A 16,095-nucleotide genomic window follows, 5' to 3' on the forward strand; every position below is an offset into this window, starting at 1 on the left:
GGCGCTGGCGATTGGGAATAACGCCCTGGCGTCTCCCTCGCGCCCGCTATCTCCCATGAAACGGGGCCAGCGCTCGAATCTTAAAAAACGTAACACGATGCCTGCGCGCGACGATTCAAGTGCGCATCGAACTCCCAGCCACGCAGCACCACAGACCTCGGAAGTCAGCCCGCCGGCGGTGCTTCATCGCCATTGAGCTCAGCCCGAAGCTCCAAGCTAGCGCGAGCCTCCACCATTGCCTTGTGCAACTTCTGCTGCAGAACTTCCTTGGGCGGCAGTTGCAGCCAGTACTCGGCCACATGGATATGGTCTTGCTCCAGGCCCATCAACTCCACCACCTCTGCGTCTTTGTCGCTGCACAGGATGATGGCAATGGGAGGCGACTCCAGGGGCTGCTGCTCGTGCTTAGCCAGCCACTTCAGGTACAGCTCGACCTGACCTTTGTATTCGGGCTTGAATGCGCCCAGCTTCAATTCGATCAGCACCAGGCGACGCAAGCGGCGGTGGAAGAACAGCAAATCCATCACGTAATCGTGCCCACCCACCTGGATGCGCTTTTGCCGCCCCATAAACGCGAAGTCGCTGCCAAGCTCGAGAATGAAACGTTCCAACTCGGCAAGAATCGCGTCTTCCAGGTCTCTTTCGGTGAAGCCGTCCTTCAGGTCCAGAAAGTCCAGCAGATAGGGGTCTTTCAGGAACAGGGAGGGACTGGCGACGCCCCCCTGTTTGAGCTGTGCCAGTTCCTGCCGGATCAATAGCTCTGGCTGCTTGGCGATGGCGGTGCGCTGGAACAGCATGCCATCCATGCGCTCGCGCAGGGTTCGCACCGACCAGTGCGACTGGGCACACAAGTCGGCATAGAAGGCCCGCTGGGTCGGATCATCGAGTTTGATGATCTCCACGAAATGTGACCAACTCAATTGTTGCGACAGCGTCGCAACAATTGCTTCGTCGGGCAGATAGTCAAAGAACTTGGCCATGCGCGTCAGGCCCGAGTAGCTGAAGCCGCTGCCGTAATCCTGTGTCAGACGCTCGGCCAATTGTCTGAGAACACCTGCACCGTAGCGGGCCCGCTCGCCCTGCAAGACCTCGGTCTGGATGGTCTTGCCGATACTCCAGTAGGTCAGTACCAGGGCCTGATTGACCTGGGTGAGCACCTGCGCGCGCGCTTGTGCCACTCGTTGTTTGATGTCCAGATACAGCAGGTCCAGGGCCTGAGTAGCGGGCGGGACGGAGGGTTTGGCCATGAGTCTTTGGTGGGTCAAGAGGTGATGGCGACGAGCATCAGCAGCAACTGAATCAAGCGATTTATAGCGGATGCCCGGGCCGCTCAACCCATCTGCATCCTCAGCCGCCGCGCCGCCTCTTCGTCGCGCGCGTCGTCGATCTCGCGCAGCACCGCGCCGAGGTCGACCGCCGCCAGCCGGCGCTCGAAGCGGCCGCTCAGCGGGGTCTCGGGCGTCAGCGCGCCGCGCTGGAACAAGGCCCAGATCTCGGGGCCGTAATCGGTGCTCAAAAGCGCCGGCGCGAAGCGGCCGAAAAAGTCGCGCAGATTGCCGACATCGCGCAGCAGCATGCGCATCGCATGGTTGTTGCCGGCCGCGTCCACCGCCTGCGGCAGGTCGATGATGACCGGGCCGTCGGCCGCCAGCAGGATGTTGAACTCGGACAGATCGCCGTGCACGACGCCGGCGCAGAGCATGCGCACGACCTCGCCGATCAGGCTGGCGTGATGGGTCTGCGCCTCCTCGGCCGTGAACAGCACATCGTTCAGGCGCGGTGCGGCGTCACCGTCGGCATCGGTGACCAGCTCCATCAGCAGCACGCCCTCATGGAAGTTGTAGGGCCGGGGCACGCGCACGCCGGCACCGGCCAGGCGGTAGAGCGCGTCGACCTCGGCGCTCTGCCAGGCCGCTTCGGTGGCCTGACGGCCGTAGCGGGTGCCCTTGGCCATCGCGCGGGCCTGGCGGCTGTTCTTGACCTTGCGGTTCTCGGTGTAGTCGACGGCCTGGCGGAAGCTGCGCTCGCTGGCCTCCTTGTAGACCTTGGCGCAGCGGATCTCGTCGCCGCAGCGCACGACATAGACGGTCGCTTCCTTGCCGCTCATCAGCTGGCGCTGCACCGCATCGATCAGCCCCTCATCGATCAGGGCCTGCAGTCTCTTGGGTGCTTTCATCGGCGCATTGTCGCCGCAAGGCCCTCACTCGAAGGGATAGCGCACGCCCAGCTGGCGCCGGATCTCGTCCATCCAGGCGAGAGTCGCCAGGCTTTCGGCATGCGGCATCTGCGGGCTCTCTATCAGTCCGGCGCGTATGCAGCGCATCGCTTCCTCGATCTCGCCCTCGAAGCCGTTGATGCGAAACGGCGCGGCCACGGTCTGCGGCGCCTCGCCGTGCAGCTGCAGCCGCGCCTCGGTGGCCTGCCAGAAGTTGTGCGGCAAGGTGATGCTGCCGCGCGTGCCGAGGATGTGCAGCGCGTTGTCGGAGCTGCCGTCGATGCCGCAGATGAACTGCGAGACCAGGCCGCCTGGGAAGCTCAGCGTCGCGTTGACGCGCTGATCGACGCCGGTCGGCGCCAGCAGGCCCTCGGCACGCAGCACCAGCGGCTCGGGGCAGACGCCCAGCGCCTGCTGCAGCACCCAGCGCGTCACCGTCAGGTTGTAGATGCCGATGTCCAGCAGCGCCCCGCCGGCCAGGGCCGGGTCGAACAGGCGGCTGCCGCTCTGGTAGGGGGCGGGAAAGCAGAAGCTGGACTGGATGCCGCGCAGCTCGCCGATCAGCTGGGCGCGCAGCCAGCCCTGCAAGACCTCGTTGTAGACCGGCAGGAAGCGGGTCCACACCGCTTCCATCAGGAACAGGCCGCGCTCGCGCGCCAGCGCCACCAGCGGCTCGGCCTGGGCAAGACCTGGCACCAGCGGCTTCTCGCACAGCACCGGCTTGCCGGCCTCCAGGCAGGCGCGCACGATTTCGCCATGCTCGGAGTGCGGTGTGGCCACATAGACGCCGTCCACCGCCGGATCGGCCAGCAGCGCGGCCAGATCGGTGGTCGAGCGGGCGGCGGAGAACTCCCGGGCAAAGGCCTGGGCGCGGGCCGCGTCGCGGCCCAGCACGCTGTGCAAGCGGGTGCCGTCCAGCTGCTGCACGGCGGAGGCAAAACGGCGGGCGATCTTGCCGGGGCCGATCAGGGCCCATGCGAATTCGGTCATGAGTCAACGGGCGCGGATGATCAGCTCAGCATAGCCGGTGGCGGCGTCGGGCTCGCGGCGCAGCTGCCAGTCGGGCAGCAGGGCCAGCAGCACTTCGGCCGTCGTGTGGACGATGCAGCCGGGCGCCACATGGCCGCCCAGCACGCGGCCCTGGCGGTCCGACACGCTGATGTGCAGATGCGAGCCATTGGCCGCGAGGCTGCCGGCCAGGGTCAGGATCTCGACATCATCCGTCAGATCGATGATCTGCGCGGCACCGGCCAGGCGCAGCCGCGCGGGCTTCAGACTGCCGATGCCGCTCAGCACAAAGCCGGCACTGCCGCCCTGGGCGGCCAGCGCCGCCTCCAGCGCGGCACGCAGATCGTCGCCGGGGAACAAACGCACAGGCAGGGTATTCATCGGCTCAGCGTAACCGATGCATGCGTCATCTGCACTTGCCCTGCGGCGACGCAGCAGGCATAAAGAGCTCTTGATATGCGTCAAGGGGCCATTCATGAGCCAGAGCCTGTTGCAATGGACCGCCAGCCAGGGCTTCCTGCCCCATGGCGTGTGCTTCCAGTGGAGCCCCGACCTGCTCGGGCTGATGGTGGGCGCGGACGCGGTGACGGCATTGGCCTATTTCTCGATCCCGCTGGCGCTGATGGTCTTCGTCAAGCGGCGCAGCGACCTGAAGTTCAACTGGATCTTCGTGCTGTTCTCGGCCTTCATCTTCCTGTGCGGCAGCACCCATGTGGTGGACATCCTGACAATCTGGACACCGGCCTACTGGCTGCAGGGCTATGTCAAGGCGGCCACGGCGGCGGTCTCGCTGGTCACCGCGATCGGCCTGTGGTGGCTGATGCCGCAGGCGCTGCGCCTGCCCAGCACCGAGACGCTGGAGAAGATGGTCGATCGGCTGGCGCGCGAGGTGGCCGAGCGGCGCGCCGCCGAGGCCAGGCTGGAGCAGCTCAGCCAGGAGCTGGAGGCGCGCGTGCTGGAGCGCACCCACCAGCTGGAGCTGGAGACCGCCGAGCGCCTGCGCCTGCAGGACGCCGACCGTGCCCGCGAGACCGCCGAGCAGGCCAACCGCGCGAAGAGCGAGTTCCTCTCGCGCATGAGCCATGAGCTGCGCACGCCGCTGAACGCGGTGCTGGGTTTTGCCCAGTTGATGGGCAACCAGGCCGAGGCGATGACGAGCAAGCAGCGCGAATGGCTGCAGCACATCGAGACCGCCGGCTGGCATCTGCTGCGCCTGGTCGATGATGTGCTGGACATCGCCCGTATCGAGAGCGGTGTGATGCGCATCGAGCGCGAGCCGGTGAATCTGCAGACCGTGCTGCAGGACTGCCGCGACATGGTCTCGCAGTCGGCCCAGGCGCGCCAGGTCAGCCTGGACCTGGCGACCGAGAACGGCCACCATGTCGTCGTCTCGGATGGCAAGCGCCTGCGCCAGGTCTTGTCGAATCTGCTCAGCAATGCGATCAAGTACAACCGCCCCGGCGGCCATGTGCGGGCCCGGCTGTCGCTGCGCCAGGATCAGCTGCATATCGAGGTCGAGGACACCGGCGTCGGGCTGACGGCCGCTCAGCAGGCCCAGCTGTTCCAGCCCTTCAACCGGCTGGGCCGTGAGCGCGATGGCCATGTGCAGGGCACCGGCCTGGGTCTGGTGATCGTCAAGCAGATGATCGATGCGCTTCGCGGTCATATCCAGGTGCGCAGCCGGCCCGATGTCGGCACGACCTTTGTCGTCGAGTGGCCGGTGGCACGGGCCTGAGTGCTCGGGCGCGCGACAATGCCGCCGGCCCGAGGACAAACGAAGCTGATCAATGAAACTGGCGATAGATGTTCACCACCACAGCGCGGGCGGCGCCACCGCCGCCGCCGTGGCCTTCGAGGCCTGGGATGCGGTCGAGCCGCTGCGCAGCTTCAGCACCCGCATCGCCCATGTCGAGCCCGCGCCGCGCGGCGGGCAGCTTGACCTGCGCGATCTGCCCTGCATGCTGCAGCTGCTGCGCGAGCATGCGCTGGCGCCCGAGCTGATCGTGATCAACGGCGCCGTCCATCTCGACGCGCAGGAAACCGCGGGCCTGGGCCAGCATCTGTTCCACGCACTGGGCGGCCAGGTCGCCATCGTCGGCATCTCCAAGACCGCCCTGCCGGGCCTGCCCGCGCAGTTCGAGCTGATCCGGGAGGAAGAAACCCGCCCGCTGCTCATCAGCTGCGCCGGCATCGACCTCGGCGCCGCCAAGGCGCGGGTACGCGGCATGCATGGCAAGCGCCGCGTGCCGACCTTGATGAAGCTGGTGGCGAGGCTGGCGAAGGGGACGGCGGCGTGAGCGCTGGCCGCGCCTCAGAACGCGATCTCGACGCCGTCGATCTTCCAGCCGCCGCCTTCCTTGACCATCTTGTTCTTCTGCCGCTATCGCGCCGATGCGGCCGGGGCCTTGGTGCAGCGGTCGGTCGCCGAATACTCCAGATAGGCCGCCGCCTCGCGCGCCTCCAGCCGCTGCGCTGCCAAGCTCAAGACCTGGCACTTGGCCAACGCCCTGGAAACCTGCGGATAGAACGCGATCACCTCGGCCCGCTTGCGCGCCAAGTAATAGGCCGCATCGTCCGCAAAACTGATGCTCCGTACTACCCGGGCGGTGTACTCCGCATAAATCTCCGCCGGGGACTTCTCGGCCGCACCAGCGGCTAGCGGCACAAGCGCCAGGGCCAGCGCGACAGCCATAGCGACCCAGGCTTCTTTCCTCCATCATTTCGGTTCTCCCTTCCCGAGCCCGTGACATGGGTGCCGCGACGGCGGCAAAACCTGAGCCTGGCGGGTAGTGCGAGCGATCACGAGACAGCACGGGCCACTATCGGCACGTCGCCGCCCCCGTACCCGGCGAGCGGGGGGCATGACCGGTCAAACGATGAATGGCGCTCGTGCGGCCGTGCATGTGGGAGTTCGAGCACAGCGGGCGATGGCGTGGACTCGACCTTGAAGCGGGGCAGAGTGAAATCCCGGCGGGGGCAATAGCGTCGATTTCTGGAACCGCTTGGGGTCATGTCTTGACTAGAATAAGGTCTGACCCCGGAGACTCGAGACTCGATAATCTCCAGCTCCCGGCTAATTGGTATCCTGGGTCAAGCAAAGCTTGGGCTCCGTGAACAGGCGATGGCAGCAATGATGATGAAAACCTTTTCTATGCTGATCGCCTCTGCGCTATGCATTGGATGCGCCGCTCCACTTATGCGCGAAGACATCAATCAAGTGCCTGTTGAGTCGCGCGATGTGCCCCGAAGCACAGAGCCCTTGGCCCCCTCCTCTGCAAACAAACCATTGCCCCCAAATTGCTACATCGGTCCGAAGGGAGGGCGCTACACGATCACAAAGAGTGGCAAGAAAAACTACGGCGGCTGCTAGGTTCGCCAATGCAAGACGCCACCTTCTTTGCCAGTCAATCGCGGGACGCATAAATGTGCGATTTCTGGGTACCAGTCCATGTGGCTGAGCTAGTTCAAGTCTTTCCCTGAGCCGAACGATTCTCAAAAGGCGCGAGCCCCGGGAAACATGACGGGTAAGCACAAGTCTCGGCGTCCTCACGCCACCGCCCTCCCCGCCCCCACCCACCCATCCAGCCCGCCCACCAGCGCCCTTGCCCGCGTGACGCCTGCCTCGGCCAGCACCGTCACCGCCAGCGCCGCCGTGACCTCGTTGGGGCAGTTGCAGTAGAGGATAAGCTCGCGGTCGCGGGGCAGGCTGGCGGCGTGGCTTTTGATCTGATCGATCTCCAGCAGCAGGGCGCCGGGGATGTGGCGCGGGTCCACCGCGCGGCCGCCGGCGGCGCGCACGTCGATGAATACCGGCGCCTCGCCCCGGTCCTGCAGCGCGGCGGCCTCGGCAATGCTGATGCGACGGCCGCCACGGGTGCGGCGCGCGAAGCGGCGGCGCTGCCACCAGCGCCGCAAGATCAGACCGGCAACGATCAGGGCCAGGGCAGCCAGCGCAACATAGCCGGCGCCGGCCAGCATGTCCAGCACCTGCTGGATCTGGTCGGACAGCATCAGGCCCAACAGCACAAAGGCGCCGCTCCACAACAGGCCGGCGACGAAGTCATAGGCGATGAAGCGCCGCCAGCTCATGCCCAGGGCACCGGCCATCGGCGCGGCGACCACCGAGACGCCGGGCAGGAACTTGGCGGCCAGCAGGGCACGGCCGCCCCAGCGCAGGATCAGGCCCTCGCTCTGGCGCACGCAGGCGTCGGGCGACAGCGAGATGCGGCACAGCAGCTTCATCACGCGATGGCCCTGGCGCTGGCCGGCCACGAACCAGACCGCATCGCCGGCAATATTGGCCAGCACGGCGACGAGTAACACCGCCCAGCCCGACAGTGCGCCCTCGGCCGCCAGGCCGCCCGCCACCACCAGCAGCGGCGCGGCCGGCAGGGGTGCGCCGGCGCGCGCCGCCAGGGTCACGAGAAAGACCAGCAGCACGCCGTGGGTAATCAGGAGGTCGAGCAGTTCGCGCATGGGATCCAGAGAATGCAAAGGGCCGGGCGAATTTTCGCCCGGCCCGTCGCCCTGCGAGGCCCGCAAGGCCATTGTCGTGCGCGATTCTCAGGCCAGTTCGGCCCGCACCGCCTCCCAGGACAAACCATAGGCCTGGATGAAGACCGCGAAACGTTGCTCGCCGTCGCTGCGGTCCGCCCAGTCCTCAAGGCCGATCACATCCATACGGCCCGCCATGACCTGGCCGGGCGCCAGCGCCTGGGTGTCGAGTTGCTCGGCCAGCACGAAGCTGCCGTCGGCTTCGACACGCAGAGCGACCCTGCCGCCCGCCGCTTGCGTCAGCACGACCGTCGCTTGCTGCTGCGCGTCCATCTGATCGGCGCTCCGGCCACCCGGCTCAGCGAGCGTTGGCCTTGACCGTCGTGTAGCTGCCGATCAGGTTGCGATAGTCGGGGATGTGGTTGGAGAACAGCGCGCCCAGACCCTCGACATCGTTGCGCCAGTCGCGGTGCAGCTCGCAGGCCACGCCGAACCAGCTCATCAGCTGGGCGCCGGCCGCGCTCATGCGGTCCCAGGCGGCGTTGCGGGTGATCTCGTTGAAGGTGCCAGAGGCATCGGTGACGACAAAGACCTCATAGCCCTCAGCCAGCGCCGACAGCGCCGGGAAGGCCACGCAGACCTCGGTGACGACGCCGGCGATGATCAGCTGCTTCTTGCCGGTGGCTTTGACGGCCTTCAGGAAGTCCTCGTTGTCCCAGGCATTGATCTGGCCGGGGCGCGGGATGAAGGGGGCATCGGGGAAGATCTGCTTCAGCTCAGGCACCAGCGGGCCATTGGGGCCGTCCTCGAAGCTGGTGGTCAGCACGGTCGGCAACTTGAAGTACTTGGCCAGGTCGGCCAGGGCGAGCACATTGTTCTTGAACTTGTCCGGGTCGATATCGCGCACCAGGGACAGCAGGCCGGCCTGGTGGTCGACCAGCAGCACGGCGGCATTGTTCTTGTCCAGGCGGGTGTAGGGCTTGCTCATCATGAGTCCTTTCGAGAGGGGTGGGGTGACAGAGTTGCGCGCTCAGGCGCGCTGCGAGTCCAGCTTCTCGCCGCTCTTGGCGACGGCCTGGGCCTTGCCATAGCTTTCGATCAGCAGCTGGTATTCGGGGAAGATGCGGGTGTAGATCTCGGCCCATTGCAGCGCGTCGGCACGGTTCCAGCTGCGCTGGATCTCGGAGGCCACGGCTGCGGTGTCCATCGGCACGACGCCGGCCTGCACCACGCGGGCCAGCGTGATCTCCTGGGCCATCTTGGAATAGGTGCCTGAGGCATCGACCACCGCGAACACCTTGTAGCCGGCATGCACCGCGCTGATCGCCGGGAAGGCCATGCAGACGCTGGTGATCGTGCCGGCAATGATCAGAGTCTTGCGGCCGGTGGCCTCGACAGCGGCGACGAAGTCCGGGTTGTCCCAGGCATTGATCTCGCCCTTGCGCGAGACGTACTGCGCGTGCGGCGCGTTCTCATGGATCTCCGGGATCAGCGGGCCGTTCGGGCCTTGCGGCACCGAGGCGGTCGTGATCACCGGCATCTTGGCCAGGCTGGCCATCTTGGCCAACGCGCCGGCATGGGCGCGTAGCCGCGGCATCGGCATGTCGTTGACGGTCTGGAACAGGCCGCTCTGGTGGTCGATCAGCAGCATCACTGCGTCGTTGGGGTCGATCACGGGGCGCTGGCCGTTGAAGTTGGCGATGGTCATGGGGTCTCCTGCTTGTGAGAGGGGTTGAGAAGGGAGAGAAGGGCAGCTCAGGCGGGGATGCGGCCGAACTGACCACTGCGGAAATCGGCCGTGGCCCGGTCGATCTCGGCCTGGCTGTTCATCACAAACGGGCCCTGGCCGACGATGGGTTCGTTGATCGGTTCGCCGCCCAGCAGCAGCAGGGTCGCGTCGTTGTTGGCCTCGATCTCCAGCGCGTCGCCGGCCCGGTCCAGATGCAGCCACTGCGCCTCGCGCAGCAGTTGCTGGCCGTTCACCAGCACCGTGCCGTGCAGCGCCACCAGGGCGGTGGTGTGTCCCGCCGGCAGGCTCAGGCGTGCGGTGCCGCCTTGTGCCAGGCGCAGATCCCAGGCATTGATCGGCGTGTGGGTGCGGGCCGGGCCCCGGTGTCCTTCAAACTCGCCGGCGATCACGCGCACGCGGCCGGCCCCATCGGGCAGCGCGACGCTGGGGATCTGGGCATCAAGCAGGGTCTGGTAGCCGGGCGCGCCCATCTTGTCGCGCGCCGGCAGATTGACCCACAGCTGCACCATCTCCAGATTGCCACCGCGGCGCGTGAAGGCCTCGGAATGGAACTCCTCGTGCAGGATGCCGGACGCGGCCGTCATCCACTGCACATCGCCCGGACCGATCAGGCCGCCAGCACCGGTCGAGTCGCGGTGCTCGACCTCGCCCTCGTAGACGATGGTGACGGTCTCGAAGCCGCGATGCGGATGCTCGCCGACGCCACGCGGCTCGGCCGAGGGGCCAAAGTGTGCCGGGCCGGCATGGTCCAGCAACAGAAAGGGGCTCAGCGATTCGCCATGGCTGCCGTAGCTGAACAGAGAACGCACCGGGAAGCCATTGCCCACCCAATGGGGCCGGGGGGCGCTGTAAACGCCAAGGATCTGCTTCAGCATTTCATCGTCTCCTTCAAACAGGTCCCGGCTGCGCCAGAACATGGTTCAAAGAATAGAGATGGAACGCTGATCGCAGTAGTCGCTAATATTTCGCCTCAGAGTCCTACGAATAGAACAATGAAAGCCGGCACCGATCTCAACGACCTCTTCTATTTCGCCCAGGTGGTCGAGCATGGCGGCTTTGCGCCGGCCGGCCGGGTGCTGGGCATCCCGAAGTCCAAGCTGAGCCGGCGCATCGCGCTGCTGGAAGAACGGCTGGGCACCCGGCTGCTGCTGCGCTCGACGCGCAGCTTCGCAGTCACCGAGCTGGGCCGGGCCTACTACGCCCATTGCCGCGCGATGCTGGTTGAGGCCGAGGCGGCCGAGGAGGCGATCGCGCTGGCCCATGCCGAGCCGCGCGGCGTCGTGCGCATGGCCTGCCCGGTGGCCCTGCTGTCGGCCCGCATCGGCGAGATGCTGGCCGAGTTCCTGGCCGCGCATCCACGGGTCGAGCTGCATCTGGAGGAGACGAACCGGCGGGTCGACGTGATCGCCGAGGGCATCGATATCGCGATCCGGGTGCGGCCGCCGCCGTTGCAGGACAGCGAGCTGCTGATGCGGGCACTGTCCGACCGCGGCCAGTGCCTGGTGGCCAGTCCGGCACTGCTGGCGCAGGCCGGCATGCCTGCCCTGGGGCTGTCGGGCCCGGCCGAGCTGGCCCGGCTGCCCAGCATGGATCTGGGCCAGCCGCAGGACGAGCATCTGTGGGTGCTGCAGGGTCCGGACGGCGCGCGCGCCGAGCTGCGCCACAGCCCGCGCTATGTGACCCGCGCGATGCTGGCCCTGCGCGCCGCTGCGGTGGCCGGCGTCGGCGTCGTGCAGCTGCCGCGCATGATGGTCAGCGAGCAGTTCGCGCGCGGCGAGCTGGTGCCGGTGCTGCCCGGCTGGGAGCCGCGGCGCGAGATCATCCATGCGGTGTTCGCGTCGCGACGCGGCCAGTTGCCCGCGGTGCGGGCGCTGATCGACTTCCTGGCCCAGCGCTTTGCGGCGCTGGACGAGGACTGATCGATCAGCAAGGCAGGGTCAGCCCCAGCCGCCGCCCAGCGCCTTGATCAAACCCACCGTGGACTGGTACTGCGCCGCCCTCACCTGCAGCGCCTGGCGGCGATTCGCCAGCTCGCTGCGGCGCGCGTCCAGCAGCTCCAGCTGGCTGACCAGGCCGTTGCGGTAGCGCGAGTCGGAGAGCTGCAGCGCGCGCGTCGCCGAGGCCACGGCCTGGGCCTGCACCTCGGCCTGGGCCTGCAGCAGCGTCAGGGCCGAGAGCTGGTCCTCGACATCGCGGAAGGCCTGCAGCACCTGCTCGCGATAGCCGGCCGCCGCCAGGTCCAACTGGGCCGCCGCACTCTGCACGCCGGCCTCGCGGCGGCCGCCGTCCAGGATGGGCAGATTCAGCAGCGCGTTCAGGCCCCACAGGCCGGCCGAGCTCTTGAACAGATCGGACAGCTCGGGCGAGGCACCGCCGGCCGAGGCCGTCAGCGCCAGGCTGGGGAACCAGGCCGTCTGCGCGACACCCAGACGTGCCTGCGCGGCACGCATCGCGCTCTGCGCGGCCGCCACATCGGGGCGGCGCTCCAGCACCGTGCTGGGCAGGCCGGCCGGCACGTTCGGCAAGGTCTCGACCCAGACGCCCTCGGCCACGCTCAAGCTGCTGGGCAGCTCGCCGGCCAGCACGGCCAGCGCATGCTCCAGCTCGGCCCGGCGACGGTCCAGCGCCAGCGCCTGGGACTGCGTGGCCGCGACCTCGGTGCGCACCCGCACCACATCGAGCTCGGCAATGTCGCCGGCGGCATGGCGGCGCTCGGTCAGCCGCAAGGTGTCCTGGTAGGCGGCCACCGTCTCGCGCATCAGCGCGCGCTCGGCGTCCAGCGCGCGCAGCGCGAAGTAGGCCTGCGCCACATCGGCCTGCACCAGCAGGCGAGCGCTTTGCAGCAGCTGCTCGCTGGCCTGGGCGTCGAGCGCGGCCGCGCTGCTGGCCTTGCTGAGCCGGCCCATCACGTCGATCTCATAGGAGAGATTGACGCCGGCCGTGTAGACCGTGCCGGCATTGCCGGCCGCGCGCGCCGCATCACCGCCCTGGCGGCTGGCGCCGGCGCTGGCGCCGAGCTGCAGCGCCCGGTTCGCCTCGGTGCTGCGCAGCAGCGCCCGGGCCTGGGCCAGGCGCGCGGACGCCTGCTGCAGGCTGGTGTTGTGGGCCAGCGCGCGCTCGGTCAGTGCATCGAGCTGCGGGTCGGCAAAGGTCTTCCACCAGTCAGCCTGAGCCAGCGTGGCGCTGGCCGGCAGAGCCTTGTGCTTGAACGAGGCCGGCGTGGCCGGCAGCGCGTGCGGTTCGCTGACCGGCACGCTGGCGCAACCGGCCAGCACCAGCACGGCCAGCAGCGGGGTCAGCAGCAGTTTCTTGTTGAACATGATTTCGTTCTCCGTCTTCATCACTCGTGCTCGTGGCGCGGGGCCGCGGGCAGAGGCTTGGTCGAGGTGCCGGCGGCATGCGCCTGGTGCGTGAGCTTGTCGTGCATCTCTTCGGAGCCGGCAAAGGCTTCCAGATGCGCGTCGGCATCGCCATGCAGCTTCAGCGGTCGGTTGCCGGTCAGGCGGCGCAGCAGCACATAGAACACCGGCGTCAGGAACAGGCCGAAGGCCGTCACGCCTATCATCCCGGCGAACACCGCGACGCCCATTGCCGAGCGCATCTCGGCGCCGGCGCCGGTGGCCAGCACCAGGGGCAGCACGCCCATCACAAAGGCCAGCGAGGTCATCAGGATGGGACGCAGGCGCAGGCGGGCGGCCTCGATCGCGGCCTCCAGCGGGCTGCGGCCGGCGAACTCCAGCTCGCGGGCGAACTCGACGATCAGGATCGCGTTCTTCGCACTCAGCCCCACCAGCACCATCAGCCCGATCTGGGTGAAGACATTGTTGTCCCCGCCCGAGAGCCAGACGCCGGTCATCGCCGACAGCAGACCCATGGGCACGATCAGCAGGATGGCTAGCGGCAGGGTCAGGCTTTCGTACTGCGCGGCCAGCACCAGGAAGACCAGCAGGATGGCCAGCGGGAAGATCCACAGCGCCGAGTTGCCGGCAATGATTTCCTGGTAGGTCAGCTCGGTCCACTCATAAGTGATGCCGGGCGGCAGCGTCTCGGCCGCGATGCGCTTGATCGCATCCTGGGCCTGGCCCGAGCTGAAGCCCGGGGCCGGGCCGCCGTTGATGTCGGCCGACAGGAAGCCGTTGTAGCGCATCGCCCGCTCGGGGCCGAAGGAGTGCTGCACCGTCATCAGCGCCGACAGCGGCACCATCTCGCCGGTGTTGGAGCGCACCTTCAGCTGGCCCACATCCTCGGGCCGCGCACGATAGGCGGCATCGGCCTGCACGCGCACCGAATAGGTCCGGCCGAACTTGTTGAAGTCGTTGACATACAGACTGCCGAGGTAGATCTGCATGGTGTCGAACACATCGGTCACCGCGACGCCCAGCTGGCGCGCCTTGGTGCGATCGATGTCGGCATAGAGCTGGGGCACGTTGACCTGGTAGCTGGAGAACATGCCGGCCAGCTCAGGCGTCTGGTAGGCCTTGGCCATGAAGGCCTTGACCGCCTGATCCAGCGCCTCATAGCCGAGGCCGCCGCGGTCTTCCAGCTGCAGCTTGAAGCCGCCGGTCGTGCCCAGGCCCTGCACCGGCGGGGGCGGGAACATCACGACGAAGGCGTCCTGGATCTGGCCGAACTGCGCATTCATCGCGCCGGCAATCGCGCCGGCCGACAGTTCCTTGCTGGTGCGCTCCTCGAAAGGCTTCAGCGACACAAAGACGATGCCGGAGTTGGAGCTGTTGGTGAAGCCGTTGATCGACAGGCCCGGGAAAGCGATCGCATGCTCGACGCCGGGGGTCTTCAAGGTGATGTCGCTCATGCGGCGGATCACATCTTCGGTGCGGTCCAGCGTGGCGCCATCGGGCAGCTGGGCAAAGCCGATCAGGTATTGCTTGTCCTGCGCCGGCACAAAGCCGCCGGGCACGGCCTTGAACAGGCCCACGGTCAGCAGCACCAGGCCGCCGTACAGCGCCAGCATCACCGCCTTGCGGGCGATGGCGCGCTGCACGCCGCCGCCATAGGCCTCGGAGCCGCGCTTGAAGACGCGGTTGAAGGCGCGGAAGAAGCGGCCGAACACCTTGTCCATGCCGCGGGTCAGCGCGTCCTTGGGCGCGTCATGGCCACGCAGCAGCATCGCCGCCAGCGCCGGCGACAGGGTCAGCGAGTTGATCGCCGAGATCACCGTCGAGATCGCAATCGTCAGCGCGAACTGGCGGTAGAACTGGCCGGTCAGGCCGCTGATGAAGGCCAGCGGCACGAACACCGCGACCAGCACCAGGGCAATCGCGATGATGGGGCCGGAGACCTCGCGCATCGCGCGGTAGGTGGCGTCGCGCGGGCTCAGGCCGGCCTCGATATTGCGCTCGACGTTCTCGACCACGACGATGGCATCGTCGACCACGATGCCGATCGCCAGCACCAGGCCGAACAGGCTCAGCGCGTTGATGGAAAAGCCGAACAGATGCATCACCGCGAAGGTGCCCACCACCGACACCGGCACCGCCAGCAGCGGGATGATGGAGGCGCGCCAGGTCTGCAGGAACAGGATCACGACCAGCACCACCAGGGCCACGGCCTCCAGCAAGGTGTGCACCACCGATTCGATCGAGGCGCGCACGAACTGGGTCGGGTCATAGACGATGCTGTACTCGACACCCTCGGGCATGCTCTTCTGCAGCTCGGCCATCGTCGCGCGCACCTGGTCGGAGATCTGGATCGCGTTGGAACCGGGGGCCGCGAAGATGGGCACCGCCACCGCGTCCTTGTTGTCCAGCAGCGAGCGCAAGGCATAACCCGAGGCACCGAGTTCGATGCGGCCGAGCTCGCGCAAACGTGTCACCGCACCCGAGGCCTCGGTCTTGACGATGATGTCGCCGAATTCCTCTTCGTTCTGCAGCCGGCCCTGCGCGTTGATGGAGAGCTGCATGTCCACGCCCGGCAGACCCGGCGAGGCGCCGATCACGCCAGCGGCGGCCTGGATGTTCTGGCCACGGATCGCGGCGACCACGTCGCCGGCCGACAAGCTGTGCTGGGCCACCTTCTGCGGGTCGAGCCAGACGCGCATCGAGTAGTCACCCGAACCGAACAGCTGCACATCGCCGACGCCCTGCAGCCGCGCCAGCCGGTCCTTGACGTTCAGCAGCGCGTAGTTGCGCAGATAGGTCATGTCGTAGCGGCCGCTCGGCGACAGCAGGTGCACGACCATGGTCAGGTCGGGCGAACTCTTGATCGTCGTGACGCCCAGGCGCCGGACCTCCTCGGGCAGGCGCGGCTCGGCCTGCGAGACGCGGTTCTGCACCAGCTGCTGGGCCTTGTCCGGGTCGGTGCCCAGCTTGAAGGTGACGGTCAGGGTCATCAGGCCGTCGGTCGTCGCCTGGCTGCCCATATAGAGCATGTCCTCGACGCCGTTGAGCGCTTCCTCCAGCGGCGTGGCCACGGTTTCGGCGATCACCTTGGGGTTGGCGCCGGGATAGTTGGCGCGCACCACCACGGAGGGCGGCACGACCTCGGGATACTCGGAGATCGGCAGCGCACGCACGGCGATCAGGCCGGCCAGCACCATCAGCACCGAGATCACGCCGGCGAAGATCGGCCGGTCGATGAAGAATTTGGATAAGTTCATGGTCTTGTTTCC

15 protein-coding genes are annotated in these 16,095 nt (G+C 67.4%); 3 read left to right on the forward strand and 12 right to left on the reverse strand.

Annotation, left to right across the window (positions count from 1 at the left end; translation table 11 throughout):
- Window positions 1-164: 164 nt before the first annotated feature.
- The 4 genes from ABGI63_RS21865 to ABGI63_RS21880 form a co-directional block, all read right to left on the reverse strand.
- Window positions 165-1,247 carry a PDDEXK nuclease domain-containing protein gene (locus ABGI63_RS21865; RefSeq protein ID WP_349744615.1) on the reverse strand — a complete coding sequence of 361 codons (1,083 nt, stop codon included), beginning with the start codon at window positions 1,245-1,247 and terminating at the stop codon, window positions 165-167.
- A gap of 83 nt (window positions 1,248-1,330) precedes the next feature.
- Window positions 1,331-2,176: a PA4780 family RIO1-like protein kinase gene (locus ABGI63_RS21870; protein WP_349744616.1), complete on the reverse strand. Its 846-nt coding sequence runs from the start codon at window positions 2,174-2,176 to the stop codon at window positions 1,331-1,333.
- A 24-nt stretch (window positions 2,177-2,200) separates the two neighbouring features.
- A complete protein-coding gene (locus tag ABGI63_RS21875; RefSeq protein ID WP_349744618.1) occupies window positions 2,201-3,205 on the reverse strand; it encodes a Gfo/Idh/MocA family protein in 1,005 nt (334 codons plus the stop codon).
- A gap of 3 nt (window positions 3,206-3,208) precedes the next feature.
- Complete coding sequence (locus ABGI63_RS21880) at window positions 3,209-3,604, reverse strand: PPC domain-containing DNA-binding protein (protein WP_349744620.1); 396 nt, start codon at window positions 3,602-3,604, stop codon at window positions 3,209-3,211.
- A gap of 94 nt (window positions 3,605-3,698) precedes the next feature.
- Between ABGI63_RS21880 and ABGI63_RS21885 the strand changes: the two genes are divergently transcribed.
- Together ABGI63_RS21885 and ABGI63_RS21890 are read left to right on the forward strand one after the other, a co-directional pair.
- Complete coding sequence (locus ABGI63_RS21885) at window positions 3,699-4,958, forward strand: sensor histidine kinase (RefSeq protein ID WP_349744622.1); 1,260 nt, start codon at window positions 3,699-3,701, stop codon at window positions 4,956-4,958.
- A 52-nt stretch (window positions 4,959-5,010) separates the two neighbouring features.
- Window positions 5,011-5,520: an endonuclease V gene (locus tag ABGI63_RS21890; RefSeq protein WP_349744624.1), complete on the forward strand. Its 510-nt coding sequence runs from the start codon at window positions 5,011-5,013 to the stop codon at window positions 5,518-5,520.
- An 83-nt stretch (window positions 5,521-5,603) separates the two neighbouring features.
- On the opposite strand, the gene ABGI63_RS21895 is transcribed toward ABGI63_RS21890, so the two are convergent.
- The 6 genes from ABGI63_RS21895 to ABGI63_RS21920 all read right to left on the reverse strand — a co-directional run bounded on the left by ABGI63_RS21895 (window position 5,604) and on the right by ABGI63_RS21920 (window position 10,342).
- Window positions 5,604-5,915 carry a hypothetical protein gene (locus ABGI63_RS21895; protein ID WP_349744626.1) on the reverse strand — a complete coding sequence of 104 codons (312 nt, stop codon included), beginning with the start codon at window positions 5,913-5,915 and terminating at the stop codon, window positions 5,604-5,606.
- 854 nt (window positions 5,916-6,769) lie between these two features.
- Window positions 6,770-7,699, reverse strand: a complete 930-nt coding sequence (locus tag ABGI63_RS21900; protein WP_349744628.1) for a VTT domain-containing protein — start codon at window positions 7,697-7,699, stop codon at window positions 6,770-6,772.
- An 87-nt stretch (window positions 7,700-7,786) separates the two neighbouring features.
- On the reverse strand, window positions 7,787-8,050 hold the full coding sequence (locus tag ABGI63_RS21905; protein WP_349744630.1) for a hypothetical protein: 264 nt from the start codon (window positions 8,048-8,050) through the stop codon (window positions 7,787-7,789).
- Window positions 8,051-8,075: 25 nt separating this feature from the next.
- Window positions 8,076-8,705: an isochorismate family cysteine hydrolase YcaC gene (gene ycaC, locus ABGI63_RS21910; RefSeq protein ID WP_349744632.1), complete on the reverse strand. Its 630-nt coding sequence runs from the start codon at window positions 8,703-8,705 to the stop codon at window positions 8,076-8,078.
- Window positions 8,706-8,747: 42 nt separating this feature from the next.
- Complete coding sequence (locus tag ABGI63_RS21915; RefSeq protein ID WP_349744634.1) at window positions 8,748-9,425, reverse strand: hydrolase; 678 nt, start codon at window positions 9,423-9,425, stop codon at window positions 8,748-8,750.
- Window positions 9,426-9,472: 47 nt separating this feature from the next.
- On the reverse strand, window positions 9,473-10,342 hold the full coding sequence (locus tag ABGI63_RS21920) for a pirin family protein (RefSeq protein ID WP_349744636.1): 870 nt from the start codon (window positions 10,340-10,342) through the stop codon (window positions 9,473-9,475).
- A gap of 117 nt (window positions 10,343-10,459) precedes the next feature.
- Here ABGI63_RS21920 and ABGI63_RS21925 point away from each other — a divergent pair, with 117 nt between their 5' ends.
- On the forward strand, window positions 10,460-11,386 hold the full coding sequence (locus ABGI63_RS21925) for a LysR family transcriptional regulator (RefSeq protein ID WP_349744638.1): 927 nt from the start codon (window positions 10,460-10,462) through the stop codon (window positions 11,384-11,386).
- Between the two features lie 18 nt (window positions 11,387-11,404).
- Here the strand turns inward: ABGI63_RS21925 and ABGI63_RS21930 are convergent, their stop codons facing one another.
- Both ABGI63_RS21930 and ABGI63_RS21935 read right to left on the reverse strand, forming a co-directional pair.
- Window positions 11,405-12,808: an efflux transporter outer membrane subunit gene (locus ABGI63_RS21930; RefSeq protein WP_349744639.1), complete on the reverse strand. Its 1,404-nt coding sequence runs from the start codon at window positions 12,806-12,808 to the stop codon at window positions 11,405-11,407.
- Window positions 12,808-16,083, reverse strand: coding sequence for an efflux RND transporter permease subunit (locus ABGI63_RS21935; protein WP_137945722.1), 3,276 nt, complete (start codon window positions 16,081-16,083; stop codon window positions 12,808-12,810). The genes ABGI63_RS21930 and ABGI63_RS21935 overlap by 1 nt, the downstream gene beginning before the upstream one ends.
- Window positions 16,084-16,095 lie beyond the last annotated feature (12 nt).

The sequence above is a fragment of the Roseateles cavernae genome (assembly GCF_040187885.1).
Classification (GTDB): domain Bacteria; phylum Pseudomonadota; class Gammaproteobacteria; order Burkholderiales; family Burkholderiaceae_C; genus Roseateles_E; species Roseateles_E cavernae.